General features: G+C 72.9%; 16 protein-coding genes. 7 read left to right on the top strand and 9 right to left on the bottom strand.

Annotated features, from left to right (window positions below; translation table 11 throughout):
• Nucleotides 1-108: 108 nt before the first annotated feature.
• Both DKT68_RS27705 and DKT68_RS27700 read right to left on the bottom strand, forming a co-directional pair.
• Nucleotides 109-1452 carry a M16 family metallopeptidase gene (locus tag DKT68_RS27705; protein WP_109820327.1) on the bottom strand — a complete coding sequence of 448 codons (1344 nt, stop codon included), beginning with the start codon at nt 1450-1452 and terminating at the stop codon, nt 109-111.
• Nucleotides 1449-2741 (bottom strand): M16 family metallopeptidase, encoded by a 1293-nt coding sequence (locus DKT68_RS27700; RefSeq protein ID WP_109820326.1) that lies wholly within the window; start codon nt 2739-2741, stop codon nt 1449-1451. The genes DKT68_RS27705 and DKT68_RS27700 overlap by 4 nt, the downstream gene beginning before the upstream one ends.
• 101 nt (nt 2742-2842) lie before the next feature.
• Between DKT68_RS27700 and DKT68_RS27695 the strand changes: the two genes are divergently transcribed.
• Nucleotides 2843-3598, top strand: coding sequence for a phosphodiesterase (locus tag DKT68_RS27695; protein WP_109820325.1), 756 nt, complete (start codon nt 2843-2845; stop codon nt 3596-3598).
• Here DKT68_RS27695 and DKT68_RS27690 read toward each other — a convergent pair.
• Nucleotides 3565-3780, bottom strand: a complete 216-nt coding sequence (locus DKT68_RS27690; RefSeq protein ID WP_109820324.1) for a hypothetical protein — start codon at nt 3778-3780, stop codon at nt 3565-3567. The two genes, DKT68_RS27695 and DKT68_RS27690, sit on opposite strands and share 34 nt — an antisense overlap.
• A gap of 273 nt (nt 3781-4053) precedes the next feature.
• Between DKT68_RS27690 and DKT68_RS27685 the strand changes: the two genes are divergently transcribed.
• From DKT68_RS27685 to DKT68_RS27675, 3 genes are all read left to right on the top strand, one after another.
• Nucleotides 4054-5148, top strand: a complete 1095-nt coding sequence (locus DKT68_RS27685) for a 3-deoxy-7-phosphoheptulonate synthase (RefSeq protein WP_109820323.1) — start codon at nt 4054-4056, stop codon at nt 5146-5148.
• Between the two features lie 268 nt (nt 5149-5416).
• Entirely contained in the window at nt 5417-5650 is a 234-nt protein-coding gene (locus DKT68_RS27680; protein WP_407940801.1) for a hypothetical protein, read from the top strand.
• Nucleotides 5651-5713: 63 nt separating this feature from the next.
• Nucleotides 5714-5908: a hypothetical protein gene (locus DKT68_RS27675; RefSeq protein ID WP_109820321.1), complete on the top strand. Its 195-nt coding sequence runs from the start codon at nt 5714-5716 to the stop codon at nt 5906-5908.
• Between the two features lie 56 nt (nt 5909-5964).
• Here DKT68_RS27675 and DKT68_RS27670 read toward each other — a convergent pair whose 3' ends face one another.
• The 3 genes from DKT68_RS27670 to DKT68_RS27660 are packed head-to-tail and all read right to left on the bottom strand — an operon-like array spanning nt 5965 to nt 7244.
• Nucleotides 5965-6504, bottom strand: coding sequence for a DUF1360 domain-containing protein (locus DKT68_RS27670; RefSeq protein ID WP_109820320.1), 540 nt, complete (start codon nt 6502-6504; stop codon nt 5965-5967).
• A gap of 60 nt (nt 6505-6564) precedes the next feature.
• On the bottom strand, nt 6565-6900 hold the full coding sequence (locus tag DKT68_RS27665) for an SRPBCC family protein (protein ID WP_109820319.1): 336 nt from the start codon (nt 6898-6900) through the stop codon (nt 6565-6567).
• The gene (locus DKT68_RS27660; RefSeq protein WP_109820318.1) at nt 6900-7244 is read right to left on the bottom strand and encodes a DUF6158 family protein; all 345 of its coding nucleotides are present in this window, start codon (nt 7242-7244) and stop codon (nt 6900-6902) included. The genes DKT68_RS27665 and DKT68_RS27660 overlap by 1 nt, the downstream gene beginning before the upstream one ends.
• 131 nt (nt 7245-7375) lie before the next feature.
• Between DKT68_RS27660 and DKT68_RS27655 the strand changes: the two genes are divergently transcribed.
• Both DKT68_RS27655 and DKT68_RS27650 read left to right on the top strand, forming a co-directional pair.
• The gene (locus DKT68_RS27655; RefSeq protein WP_201749214.1) at nt 7376-7804 is read left to right on the top strand and encodes a hypothetical protein; all 429 of its coding nucleotides are present in this window, start codon (nt 7376-7378) and stop codon (nt 7802-7804) included.
• 25 nt (nt 7805-7829) lie between these two features.
• On the top strand, nt 7830-8156 hold the full coding sequence (locus DKT68_RS27650; RefSeq protein WP_109820317.1) for a DUF3817 domain-containing protein: 327 nt from the start codon (nt 7830-7832) through the stop codon (nt 8154-8156).
• A gap of 61 nt (nt 8157-8217) precedes the next feature.
• Here DKT68_RS27650 and DKT68_RS27645 read toward each other — a convergent pair whose 3' ends face one another.
• Nucleotides 8218-8700, bottom strand: a complete 483-nt coding sequence (locus DKT68_RS27645) for a DUF6232 family protein (protein ID WP_236647096.1) — start codon at nt 8698-8700, stop codon at nt 8218-8220.
• Nucleotides 8701-9241: 541 nt separating this feature from the next.
• Here DKT68_RS27645 and DKT68_RS27640 point away from each other — a divergent pair.
• Nucleotides 9242-10216 carry a C40 family peptidase gene (locus DKT68_RS27640; RefSeq protein WP_109820315.1) on the top strand — a complete coding sequence of 325 codons (975 nt, stop codon included), beginning with the start codon at nt 9242-9244 and terminating at the stop codon, nt 10214-10216.
• 85 nt (nt 10217-10301) lie between these two features.
• On the opposite strand, the gene DKT68_RS27635 is transcribed toward DKT68_RS27640, so the two are convergent.
• Both DKT68_RS27635 and DKT68_RS27630 read right to left on the bottom strand, forming a co-directional pair.
• Complete coding sequence (locus DKT68_RS27635; protein WP_109820314.1) at nt 10302-11252, bottom strand: sigma-70 family RNA polymerase sigma factor; 951 nt, start codon at nt 11250-11252, stop codon at nt 10302-10304.
• 455 nt (nt 11253-11707) lie between these two features.
• Nucleotides 11708-12257, bottom strand: a 550-nt coding sequence (locus tag DKT68_RS27630) for an N-acetylmuramic acid 6-phosphate etherase (RefSeq protein WP_146218442.1), incomplete at its 5' end; no start/stop codon positions are given.

The raw sequence follows: 12257 nt of genomic DNA, 5'->3' as shown, positions 1-12257 counted from the left end.
TGGCCGCCCGCCGCGTCCCCGCGCCTCCCGGGTTGATCATGAAGTTGTTGTCCCGACTCGCCGGGACGGATGACTACAACTTCATGATCGACGCCGGAGCCGGGCGGTTCAGGGGTGGTCGATCATTTCGCCCAGGTTGGCGGCGGTGAGCTCGTCGCGGATGATCGCGGCGTCGCCCTCGATGACCAGCGTCAGCGCCTCCGGGTGCAGGTGAGCGCCGGCGGCCGCGGAGACCTGGTCCACGTCGGCGGCGAGCAGCTCCTCGCGCAGCCGGGCGTGGTAGTCGTCCGGCAGGTCGTGCACCACCAGCGTAGTCAGCGCCGACGCGATCGCACGAGGGCTCTGCAACTCGACCGAGAGCTGCCCGGCCCGCCAGGAACGGGCCACCGCCAGCTCGTCCTCGGTGACCCCGCCCGCCTGGGTACGGGCGATCTCCCCCACCGCCTCGACCAGGGCCGGAACGGTCACCGCGGTCTGTACGCCGGAGCTGACCGCGAACCGGCCGAAACGGCGGGACGAGGCGAAGTCGCCCCGGATGCCGTACGTGTAGCCGTGCACCTCACGGATCAGGTGGTTGAGCCGGGACGTGAACGCCCCGCCGAGCACCGTGCCGGCGAGCGTCATCGGCACGTGGTCGGGGTGCGCCCGGTGCGGCGACGGGTGACCCAGCCGCAGCGTCGACTGCACCGAGCCCGGCCGGTCCACGAGGATGACCCGTCGCCCGGCACGCACCGGCACCTCGATCGGGCCACCCCGGTCGGCGGGGCCACCGCCGGTGCCGGCGAACACCGCGGCGGCCAGCGCGTCCAGGTCGATCCGGTCCAGATCACCTGCGACGATCAGGGTGCCGGGCCGCAGGAACCACTCGGAGTGGAAGACCGTCACGTCCTCCACGTCCAGCCCGGCCACGGACTCCGGGTCGCCGTACATCGGGCGCCCCCAGCGGTTGTCCGCGCCGAACAGGTCCGCGCGCAGCGCGGCGTCGGCACGCGGGCCCGGGTTCGCCCAGTCCATCCGCAGCGCGTTGGCCTCGTCGTCGCGGACCCGCCGGACGTCGGCCGGGTCCAGTCGGGGCGTCCGCACGGCCTCGGCGAGCAGCTGCACCGCCGCGGTCAACCGGTCGACCGGCACCTGCACGCTGACCTGGAACGAGTCCCAGTCCAGCCCGGTCACCAGCTCGGTGCCGAGCGCCTCGATGGCCAGCGCGTACGCGGTCGCGTCCCGCTGCGCGGTGCCCTCCTCCAACGCCTTGGCCAGGACCCCGCCCAGCCCCTCCTTGCCGGCCCGCTCCCGAGCGGCGCCGGCGTCGAGCAGCAGCAGCGCGACGGCGAGGTTCTGCCCGGGCAGGTGCGCGGCGACCACCTGACCGCCGGCCACGGCGCGGCGGACCACCGGCGGGAACCGGTACGGGCGGGCGGCGCCCGGGCCGGGACGGTCGGCGATCAGCGTCATGCGGTCTCCTCGGGCAGGTAGGTCAGGGTCACCCGGTCGGCGGCGCCGAGCACGTCGGTGGCGGCCTCGGCGATCTGCTCGGCGGTCACGGCCAGCCAGGCGGGCAGCCGTTCGGCGGCTCGGGCCGGGTCGCCGAACTGGGTGGCGTACCGGCCGAGCGTGTCCGCGCGACCGTCCACGGTCGACATCTGCCGCCACCACGCGGTGCTCAGCAACGCCTTGGCCCGGTCCAGCTCGGCGGCGGTGACCGGCACGGTGGCCAGCTCGTCGACGACCTCGGCCAGCCCCTCGGCCAGCCGTTCGGCGGTGATGCCGGGCCGGGCGGTGGCGGTGGCGATCAGCGGCGCCGGGGCGTGCGCGAGGTCCACCCCGTACGCAGCGACCAGGTCGGGCTGGGCGATCCGCTCGCCGTCGGCGAGCCGCTGGTAGAGCCGGCTGCCCCGGCCACTGCCGAGCACGGTGGCGAGCACGGTGAGCACGTCGTACCCCGGGCTGCCGAACGGGTGGCCGCGGTGCGCGATGTACACCCGGGGAGCCGGCACGTCGGCGGTCACCGTCTCCACGGCCGGCTGACCGGTCGCCGGGACACTCCGGCCGTCCGGGGCCGACGGGATGTCGTCGCGTGCGGGCAGCGCGCCGAAGTACTTGTCGGCCAGCGCGAACACCTCGGCGGCCGAGGCGTCGCCGACCACGGTGAGCACCGCGTTGTTCGGCGCGTAGTACGTCTGGTGGAACGCCTGGAAGGTGGCGAGGTCGGCGGCGTTCAGGTCGGCCATCGAGCCGATCGTCGCGTGGTGGTAGGGGTGCCCGGGCGGGTAGAGCAGCGGCAGCAGCCGCAGCCAGGCGTCACCGTACGGGACGTTCTCGTAACGCTGCCGGCGCTCGTTCTTCACCACGTCACGCTGGTTGTCCAGCGTCTCCTGGGTGAGCGCGGGAACCAGGCCGCCCATCCGGTCGGCCTCCAGCCAGAGCGCCAGCTCCAGGTGCTCGGCCGGGACCGTCTCGAAGTAGTTGGTCCGGTCCGGGTTGGTGGTGGCGTTGAGCGAACCGCCGGAGCCCTGGATCAGCTTCATGTGCTCGGTCTTCGCCACGTTGACCGAGCCCTCGAACATCAGGTGCTCGAAGAGGTGGGCGAAGCCGGTCTGCCCAGCTGGCTCGTGCCGGGAGCCGACGTCGTACCAGAGGTTGACGGCCACGGCCGGGGCGGTGCGGTCCTCGCTCACCACCACGCGCAGGCCGTTGTCCAGTCGGGACGTCTCGATGGGCCAGGGGTAACCGCTGTCGGGCATGGCACGACGCTATCTGATCTCGGGGGCGGAAAGGTGACGTGCGGGCGGTCGGCGAGCCGACCGGCGGGCATCGAGCCGGCCGGACGGGGTACCGCAGGGGAATGCCCGCGCCGACCGCCACCCCGCCCGCGTCCCGCACGGCCGGCCGTGCCGCCACCGCCGTCGAACACGCCACCGCGGCCCTGACCCGGCTGCGCAGGGCCCGGCTGCTGCATCCCGCCGGCCGCTCGTTCGCCGGCGAGGTGATGATCTGGGGTACGGCCGGACCGCCCACCGGGGTCGGCCTGCTCGACGACCCCGGCCGCTACCGGGCCACCGTCCGCCTCTCCAAGGGGGTGCCGACGCCCGGCAGCTGGCCGGACGTGCTGGGCCTGGCGGTACGTGTGCACGCCGACCCGGGCCCGTTCGACCTGCTGGTCAGCTCGAGCGGCGCCGCCCCGGGGCTGCGGAACCTGCCGCTGCCCCGACGCCGCTTCACCGGGACGTACAGCACGATCATGTGTTACCGGGCGGGCCGGCGCCGGCTCTGGCTGGCCGCGCTGGCCGACCCCGACTCGGCCGATCTCGGCCGCAGCCTGGCGGCGGTGGCCGCCGCGACCGGGGCGGACGCGCCGCGCCTGGTGCTCGCGGTCGCGTCCGCCGTGGGACCGTGGCGGCCGGTCGGGCAGGTGAGCCTCGGCGCACAGCTCAGCGCCCGGGAGGACACCGCGCTCGCCTTCGACCCGGTGCGCAACCTGCCACCGGAGTTGCGGGCGCCCGGCCCGCTGGGCTGGCTGCGGGAGCAGACCTACCGGGGGTCGCGCCGGGCGCGCGGGGCGGACGCTCAGTCCGGCGGCTCCGAGGCGACCACCGTCTGATCCGAGGTGCGGTGTTCCAGCACCGTGTCCGGGGCCGCGTTCTGGTCCTCCTCGCGGATGTCCGACTCGGCGAGGATCGCCCCCGCCTGCGCCTCCGGGTCGTCGCTGCCCACCGCCGCCTCCTCGGGCAGGAGGTGTGCCCGGGACTCCACCCGGTCCTGGTCGCTCTGCTCGTCTGTCATGGCACCCCTGTTACCCCGGCCTCGGCCCCGCCACGCGGTGATCGTCCAGCCTTCTGGGACGACCCGCTCAGCTTCGCGGCCCGGTCGGGTACGCTGGGCCCGTGACGCGTTCGTATCGATGGTTTAGGCAGCCGGCTCGCACGCCGGTGACTTCACCATGATCTGACGTCACCACGGACCGAGCCGGCTGGGCAGGAGCTGTCGTTCCTGCCCTTTTGCGTACGAGCAGCCGGCTCGTCCCGGGCACCGGCCCCGGGCACGGTCGGCGGAAGGATGCCCACCGTGACGACCCCGGAGACCGATCGGGTCAGTGATCAGCGGATCGACCGTGTCGTGCCGCTGACCACGCCCGCACTGCTGCACCACGAGCTGCCCCTGGACGCCCCGCTCGCCTCGGCCGTGTTGAACGGCCGACGCGCGGTCGGTCGTGTGCTGGACCGCGAGGACGACCGCCTGCTGGTGGTCGTGGGCCCCTGCTCGGTGCACGACCCGGCCGCCGCCCTCGACTACGCGCAGCGGCTGCGCGTCGCCGCCGACCGCCTCGCCGACGACCTGCTGATCGTCATGCGGGTCTACTTCGAGAAGCCGCGGTCCACGGTGGGCTGGAAGGGCCTGATCAACGACCCGGGGCTGGACGGCAGCGGGGACGTCAACACCGGCCTGCGGCGGGCCCGGGCGCTGCTGCTCGACGTCCTGCGCCTCGGCCTGCCGGTGGGCTGCGAGTTCCTCGACCCGATCACTCCGCAGTACATCGCCGACACGGTGGCCTGGGGCGCGATCGGCGCGCGCACGGTGGAGAGCCAGGTGCACCGGCAGCTCGCCTCCGGCCTGTCCATGCCGATCGGCATGAAGAACCGCCCGGACGGCAGCATCGGCACCGCCGTGGACGCGATCCGCGCCGCCGGGGTGCCGCACGTCTTCCCCGGAATCGACTTCTCCGGCACGCCGGCGATCATGCACACCCGGGGAAACACCGACGGCCACCTGGTGCTGCGCGGCGGGGGCGGCCGGCCCAACTACGACGCGGAGTCGGTGGCCGGGGCGCTCGACCTGCTCCGCGCGGCCATCCTGCCGGAGCGGCTGGTCATCGACGCCAGCCACGCCAACAGCGGCAAGGACCACCGCAACCAGCCGCTGGTCGCCGCCGACGTGGCCGCCCAGCTGGCCGCCGGCCAGCGCGGGATCACCGGCGTGATGCTGGAGTCGTTCCTGCTGCCCGGCCGGCAGGACCTCGACCCGACCCGGGAGCTGGAGTACGGCCGGTCGGTCACCGACGCCTGCCTCGGCTGGGACGACACCGCCGAGGTGCTCGACCACCTGGCCACCGCCGTGCGGGCCCGTCGGGCCACCCTGCCGACGGCGGTGTGACGGTGTGACCGCCGACACGACAGGGCGCGGAACACGGGCGGGGGTCGGCTCGTTGACTGGGGTGTCGGTGTGTCCAGTGTCCCCGGGCCTCACCCACATCGCCTTCGCGGAATACCGTCCGGCTGGAGCCGCGTAGTGCCACTCGCCGAGAGGCGACCTGCACACCGACACCAGCGCCGCCCCCGGCCCACAAGGCCGGGGGCGGCGCTGTCTGTCCGCCCCGGGCAGGGCAACGGGCGCGACGTTTGACCGATTCCGCCCGGGGTAGCTGATCAGCGTGACCGACGACGCATCCGTGACCGGCGAGCCGGACACCCGGGCCCTCGACGACCTGCTCGATGACATCTACCGGGGTCAGGAGCGGGTCACCCAGGCGGATATCTACCGCCGGGCGGTGGCCGCCGACCTCCCGGCCGACCTGCTCGCCCGGCTCGACTCGTTGCCCGAGGGCGAGTACACGGTGGACGAGGTCAGCGACCTGCTGGGCGGCTCCGTCGGGTAGCGCGTTCGCCGTATCGCCACCCGGGCGAGCCCGACCGTCGACCACCGCAGAAGGGACACCGACATGACGCACCACGAGGACCACGACGAGAAGGTGCCGGCGCTCGGCCAGCCGCCGGAGGGCAGGGACACCACCCCCGAGCCGGACTTCGCCAACGAGCACGACAGCACCGCCGTGGACCGGGACATCATCACCGGCGCGGACGAGGACGAACGGGAGCCGGAGTCGCCGCACGGCTGGTCCGGCATGCAGCGCTGACACGAGGACGAGAAAGCGGGGGCCGGCGGACGCCGGCCCCCGCTCCCGTTTCCAGGTCAGTCGTCCTCGTGCCCGCCCTCGGCGGCCTGCTGCGCCGCCGCGTACGCCATCTGGAGGAAGTCGGACGCGGCGACCGCGGTCAGCGCGGTCGCCACCAGTCGGGTCAGCCGGGGCGCGAGCACCAGGCCGCCGGTCAGCCCGGTGGCCACCCAGACCGCCAGGCAGAACGGGCAGCTCAGCAACTCGCCGATGGCGTGCCGGGTGGAGCTGCCCGAGTCACGGACCTGCTCCATCACCTCGCCGCTGCCGATCGGGCCGTCGTAGCGGGTGAACGGCGCCCGCAGCGGGCTCGTCACCGCGTCCTTGGAGAGCAGCCGGCTGAGCTTGTGCGTGGCGATGGAGAGCAAAACCACGTCGGCCGGGGCGGGCCGCTCGGGCACCGGCCGGCCGGTCACCTTCACGAGGCCGGCGATGGCCCCGGTCACCCCGGCGTAGGTGCCCATCGCCGCGAGGTAGCCGCCGAGCGGGCGGTGCTCGTGCGGCGCGTACGCCCGGCGCAGCCGCGCCACCTTCTCTCGCAGGCCCGTGTCGGTCACCCGGTCTCCTCAGATCTCGTGATGGTGCGGGAGCGGCGTCCCGCGTGGCCGTCGGTGGTCTCAGCCGGCCTGGAGGTTGTCAGCGACCTCGCGGACGAGGTTGGCCAGCGCCTCGTCGGCCAGCTGGTCCGGATCAGACCCGCCCGAGCCGTCGGCCAGGTCGAGCTGGATCCGGGCGCCGCCGGAGTCGGCCGGCTCCACCCGGATCTCTGCGGACCAGTCGGCGTCGTCGGCGCCCCAGCGGGCCCGCAACTCCTCGCTGACGATCTCCGTCGCGGGGCTGCCGTCGCCGCGCAACGGCTCCGGCAGCCACGCGGACGCGCGGGCCGGGTCGGTGGCCGTGTTGAAGACCACCTCGGGCGGCGCGGACATGCCGCGCACGGCACGCGCCGGCATCACGCGTCCCGCAGGCGGCTCGGGTCCACCTCCCGGCCCGGGTGACGCGCCAGGTACTCGGTCTCGAGTTCCGCCGTGCGCCGCAGGTGGTTGGCGAGCGCGGAGTCCGCCGCGTGCCGGAGGGTGTCCAGCCGGGTGCGGTGCAGGCTGTGCATCTCGCGAATCAGATCCTCGTCGGTCAGCTCCGTCGGGTCGACGCCGAGCGCGTCGCCGTCGAGATCCGTACCGGCGTCCGCGGGGTCGGCGAGGTGGTCGCCGCCCCACTCGGGCACCCGTTGCTCCGGGCTCATATCCGTGCTGCCGCTGGACGGAAAGCCGTCCTCGCGTACCGATCCGGTCATCATCGCCCCCCTGGTCTCGTTTGGGCTGGCGTCTAGACGGATGCCCACACCGGGTGCCGCCAAACCATCCCGGGCGGCGCGACAACTACGACACGGTGTCGGAGAGCGGCCCGGTCCCCGGTACCCTCGACGCCATGAGGTGGCTCTGGACCCCGGCGTGGATCGCGCGCCACGTGGCCATGGTCGTGCTGGTCGTGGGCTTCCTCGGGCTGGGCTGGTGGCAGATCAGCCGGGCCGCCGCCGGCAACACCCTGAGCTGGGGGTACGCGGTCGAGTGGCCGATCTTCGCCGGCTTCGTGGTCTACGTGTGGTGGCGCGAGGTGCGGCTGGCCCGCCGGAACGCGGCGGCTGCCACCGGGCAGCCGGCCGACCCGACCGAGCAGCCCGCCGACGCGTCGCCCGCGACCGGCGAATCCCGACCGGCGGTACGCCGACCGGTACGGGTGGCCCGGGTCCCCGCCGCCAGCGAGGCGGTCGAGGACACGGACCTGGCCGCCTACAACCACTACCTGTCATGGTTGAACGCCAATCCGGGCGCCCGGCCCGGTGACTATCCCGGCTGAGCCGGGCTCGGAAGGACGGACGAAGGTGGGCGCAGCCCTTACCCGGTACCGCGTGATCGCCTGGATCGTGGGCGTGGTGCTGATCCTGCTGGTCGTGATCGGGATGCCACTGAAGTACGGGTTCGACAACCCGGTCGTGGTGGAGACGATCGGGCCGGCACACGGTTTCCTCTACATGATCTATCTGGTGGCCGCGTTCGACCTGAGCCGTCGGGCCGACTGGCCGCTGAAGCGGATGCTCCTGGTGATGCTGGCCGGCACCGTGCCGTTCGTCTCGTTCTACGCCGAGCGCCGGGTGACCGGGTGGCTGGCCCGCCCCGCCGACCGTACGCCGGAGCCGGTCGCCGGCTGACCGGCCGCCCTCGGCGTCACTGTCTGGACGCCAGCGGCGCCGGCCGGGCGTCGAGGGCGGATCAGCGGCTGGGCCGCCATGGGTCGGCCGAGGCGAGCGGGTCCGCCCAGCCGCCGTACCTGTTCACCTCGCGGGCCCGCAGCAGCGCCCGGGTCACCTGGCCGAACTGCCGCTCGTCGTCGGAGCTGAACAGCAGCACCTCCGCACCCCGGTGCCATCCCCACAACTCGTAAGGCGGGGGCCGCCAGCGGTCACCGACCAGGGCCAGCACCGCCGGCAGCAGGAACACCGCCCCGAGGATGAGGTACGCCCCGGCGGTCAGCCGTTGCAGGCCGCCGGTGAAGCCGAGCAGCAGCCCCACTCCGCCGAGCATCGCGGCGGTGACCGCGACGGCCCGGACGGCGATCCGGTCATGTGGCCCACGGGTGGTGCGCAGATGGGTCAGGTCGGCGACGCGGTAGCTGGTCCGGCCGACGGTGAACCGGTCGACGGTCACGATGATGCCGGGCCGCGCGTACAGCAGCGTCGACCGGGCATTGGGCACCGTTCGCTGCGGTCGCGTCGTTGCGCCTTCACGATTCACGGTTCCTCCCGCGGGGCGGCCGGCCGGGCTCGGCCCGCTGCTCAGAGGCCATGACCTCCGGTCGACGGGATTCCCGGCTCCGGACTTCATTGTGTTGGGGCACCGCCAGCCCACCGTGTGGATTTACCAACTCCCGACAGCTCGCCTAGGCGCGGGACATCGCCGAGAAACAGCATCCATTTCAGGTTTTATCGGTTATCGCGCACAGGTATCCGGCGGCATACGCCCGGAACGACGAAAGTCGCATATCGGTCAGGTGTCCGCCAAACCGACAATCCGGCTGGTTCCCCAGCGCCACCAGCCACGATGGCGCCAGCCGACGCAGCGGCACTTCAGGCCACATCGCCAACATTCGCCCCTGCTTCAACTGCGGTCGACAACCGTCCCGGGTTAGGTTGGGCAGGCCGGTCCGGCCCAGCGCCGTCCGCCCGGATGACCCCGGCCGGTGTCGCCGAGGGCGTCAGCAGCCCGTCGGCGGCCGTGGGAGAGGGGCCTTCCGCTCTTGTCATCCCTGAGAAACCTGCTGCGCACCATCGCGCTGGCCGGCATGTCGGCCGCGCTGATCGCCCCGACGGCGGTGGCCTACGCCGAGCCGTCCCCCGCCGACCTGACCCGTCGGATCGAGAAGTCCTCGGCCGAGTTGGAGCGGGTCGTCGAGTCGTACAACAAGCTCACGGAGGAGATCAAGACCAACAAGACCGCGGCGGACCGATTACAGGCCCGCATCGGCCCGCTCGAACAGCAGGCCGAGCAGAGCCGAGCGGACGTCGCCGAGCTCGCCACCACCGCGTACAAGAGCGGTGAACTGCGGACCGCGGACGCGCTGCTGCGTCCCGGCGGCTCGGCCGCCCTGCTGGACCGGCTCGGCGCGCTCGACCAGCTGACCCGTCAGCGGCAGGAGCGCATCTCCGGCTTCACCGCCAACCAGAAGCGGCTGCTCGACGAGAAGCGCCGCCTGGACGCCACCCTGACCCGGCAGGCCGCGCAGGCCCGCCAGCTGGCGGCGGGCAAGAAGCAGATCGAGAGGGACCTGGCCGAGCTGTACGAGCTGCGCCGGCAGGCGTACGGGGCGGCCACCGAGCGACCCGCGCCCAGGGCGGCGCCCGAGGCGAGGGACGTGCCCGCCATCGCCGGCGCCGCCGGCACGGCCGTGCGCTACGCCTACGGGGCGCTCGGCAAGCCGTACGTCTGGGCGGCCGACGGGCCGAACGGCTACGACTGCTCCGGCCTGACCTCGGCGGCGTGGCGGGCGGCCGGAAAGTCGCTGCCGCACAACACGCGGATGCAGTGGGGTGCGGTCGCCCACATCAGCCGGGGTGACCTGCGCCCGGGAGACCTCATCTTCTACAGCGGTCTCGGGCACGTCGCCCTCTACGTGGGCGGCAACCAGGTGATCGACGCACCGAGCGCCGGCCGCAACGTGCTCAAGCGGGGCATGAACATGATGCCCATCCAGGGCTACGGCAGGGTCCGTTAGCCACGTACGGCGAACGGCCGGCGTCCCCCTGTCGGACGCCGGCCGTTCGCCGCAACTACTACCAGCTCAGGCTGGTACTCCCAGCTCAGGCCGCCTGCAGCCCCTCGGCCCGGGCCAGCTCACGAAGCCGGCCGAGGGCCTGGATCTCCAGCTGCCGGATCCGCTCGCGGGACAGCGAGAACCGGGACGCGACCTCGGTGAGCGAGTGCTCGCGGCCGTCCTCGAGCCCGTAGCGGGCCCGCATGATGCCGGCCGACCGGTCGTCGAGGTGGTTCAGCAGCCCCTCGATGCGCTGCCGCTCCAGCCCGGAGAGGACGATGTCCTCCGGCGACGGGGCGTCCGTGTCGGCGACCAGGTCACCGAGGCTCGTGTCGCCATCGTCGCCCACCGGGGTGTCCAGCGAGACGGTGTCCTGCGACCAGCGGCGCAGCTCGTTGACCCGCTCGACGGTGACGCCGAGGGCCGTCGCGATCTGCTCCGGCTCCGGGTCGCTGCCCAGCTCACGGGTGAGCTGGCGGGCCACGTTGCGCATCCGGTTGACGTCCTCCACCAGGTGCACCGGCAGCCGCACCGTGCGCTCCTGCTGGGCGATCGCCCGGCTGATCGCCTGGCGGATCCACCAGGTGGCGTAGGTGGAGAACTTGTATCCGCGCTCGTAGTCGAACTTCTCGACCGCCCGGACGAGGCCGGTGTTGCCCTCCTGGATCAGGTCCAGCATGGGCATCCCCGACCGCACGTAACGGCGGGCGATCGACACGACCAGTCGCAGGTTGGCGCGGATGAAGAGGTCCTTCGCGCGCTCGCCCTCGACGACCAGCCGCTCCAGGTCGTCCCGGTCGACACCGGCCGGAACGCGGTCCTCACCGAGCAGGTGCTCGGCGTAGAGGCCGGCCTCGATCGCCTTGGAGAGTTCGACCTCCCGGGCAGCGTCCAGCAGTGGCGTCCGGGAGATCTCGTGCAGGTAGACGCCGACCAGGTCGCGCTCCTCGGCGACCTGGTCGGTCCGCATGCCGATGTTCTTGTCCACGTTGCCCACGGTCCCCTCGCTCGCGCCGGTTGCCCGGTTCCTTGCCGTCCCCACGTTTGTCAGCCTCTTCCCCGGTAACTTCCGCTGTGCCCACCAGTGCTGACACCTACACAACAGATGAGACGTGTTGGGGATTCCATGTACAGAGTCGAAAGTGTCACGAATGCCTGAGTAGTAGCTGAGAGCACGGTCCACGTTTGCTGTCAGCGCCCCGTCGGGTGGCTCGCCGCTGGGCACCACGTACGGGTTGGCGGGTCGACGAATCGCCGAACGCCCACACCATGGCAACACCGCCCGCCGCGGGGGCACAGCGACCCGGGTCACCACCACGCTGCGATCCTGGTCACTGCCAGATACGCACCGGTGGACCGGTCGGTTCATCCACGGGGGTGGTATTACCCCCCGCCCAGATGAACAATCCGGAGCCCCGTTCGCTTCCCGGCCCCGTGCGGGGCGGGTGACGGCTAGGAGGCGAGCAGAGCGAGGGCGCCGCGGACCTGGTCCGCGGAGCGGGCCAGCGCGGCCCGGGCGGCGGCGACCTCCGCGCCGGAGACCAGCGAGACCAGCGCGGTCTTCAGATCGCCGTCGGCCTCGTTGAGGGCCCGCCGGGAGACCTCCTCCGAGCAGCCGGTGGCCTCGACCAGGATCGAGATCATCCGCCCGCGGAGCTTCGCGTTGGTGGCCACCATGTCAATCATGAGGTTCGAGTAGACCCGGCCCAGACGCACCATGACGGCGGTCGAGAACGTGTTGAGCACCAACTTCTGCGCGGTGCCCGCCTTCATCCGGGTTGACCCGGTGACCACCTCCGGCCCGGTGTCCACCCCGATGAAGACGTCGACCGACCGGGCCGCCTCGGCTTCCGGATTGGCGCAGAGCAGCACCGTCGAGGCGCCCTCGGCGCGGGACGCGGCGAGCGCCCCGAGGACGTACGGGGTGCGCCCACTGGCGGCGAGACCGACCACCAGGTCACCGGCGCGCACACATCCGGCCGCGTCGACCGCTCCGGCCGCG

This window comes from Micromonospora acroterricola (assembly GCF_003172955.1).
Taxonomy (GTDB): Bacteria; Actinomycetota; Actinomycetes; order Mycobacteriales; family Micromonosporaceae; genus Micromonospora; species Micromonospora acroterricola.
This window is presented reverse-complemented; position numbering and strand designations above follow the sequence as displayed.

What these genes read in the sequence shown, in the direction of transcription:
- DKT68_RS27655 (WP_201749214.1), top strand. Translation starts at nt 7,376, where the DNA reads ATGAGGTGGCTCTGGACCCCGGCGTGGATCGCGCGCCACGTGGCCATG.
- DKT68_RS27660 (WP_109820318.1), bottom strand. Translation starts at nt 7,244, where the DNA reads ATGATGACCGGATCGGTACGCGAGGACGGCTTTCCGTCCAGCGGCAGC.
- DKT68_RS27695 (WP_109820325.1), top strand. Translation starts at nt 2,843, where the DNA reads ATGCCCGCGCCGACCGCCACCCCGCCCGCGTCCCGCACGGCCGGCCGT.
- DKT68_RS27705 (WP_109820327.1), bottom strand. Translation starts at nt 1,452, where the DNA reads ATGACGCTGATCGCCGACCGTCCCGGCCCGGGCGCCGCCCGCCCGTAC.
- DKT68_RS27685 (WP_109820323.1), top strand. Translation starts at nt 4,054, where the DNA reads ATGCCCACCGTGACGACCCCGGAGACCGATCGGGTCAGTGATCAGCGG.
- DKT68_RS27665 (WP_109820319.1), bottom strand. Translation starts at nt 6,900, where the DNA reads ATGCCGGCGCGTGCCGTGCGCGGCATGTCCGCGCCGCCCGAGGTGGTC.
- DKT68_RS27700 (WP_109820326.1), bottom strand. Translation starts at nt 2,741, where the DNA reads ATGCCCGACAGCGGTTACCCCTGGCCCATCGAGACGTCCCGACTGGAC.
- DKT68_RS27690 (WP_109820324.1), bottom strand. Translation starts at nt 3,780, where the DNA reads ATGACAGACGAGCAGAGCGACCAGGACCGGGTGGAGTCCCGGGCACAC.
- DKT68_RS27675 (WP_109820321.1), top strand. Translation starts at nt 5,714, where the DNA reads ATGACGCACCACGAGGACCACGACGAGAAGGTGCCGGCGCTCGGCCAG.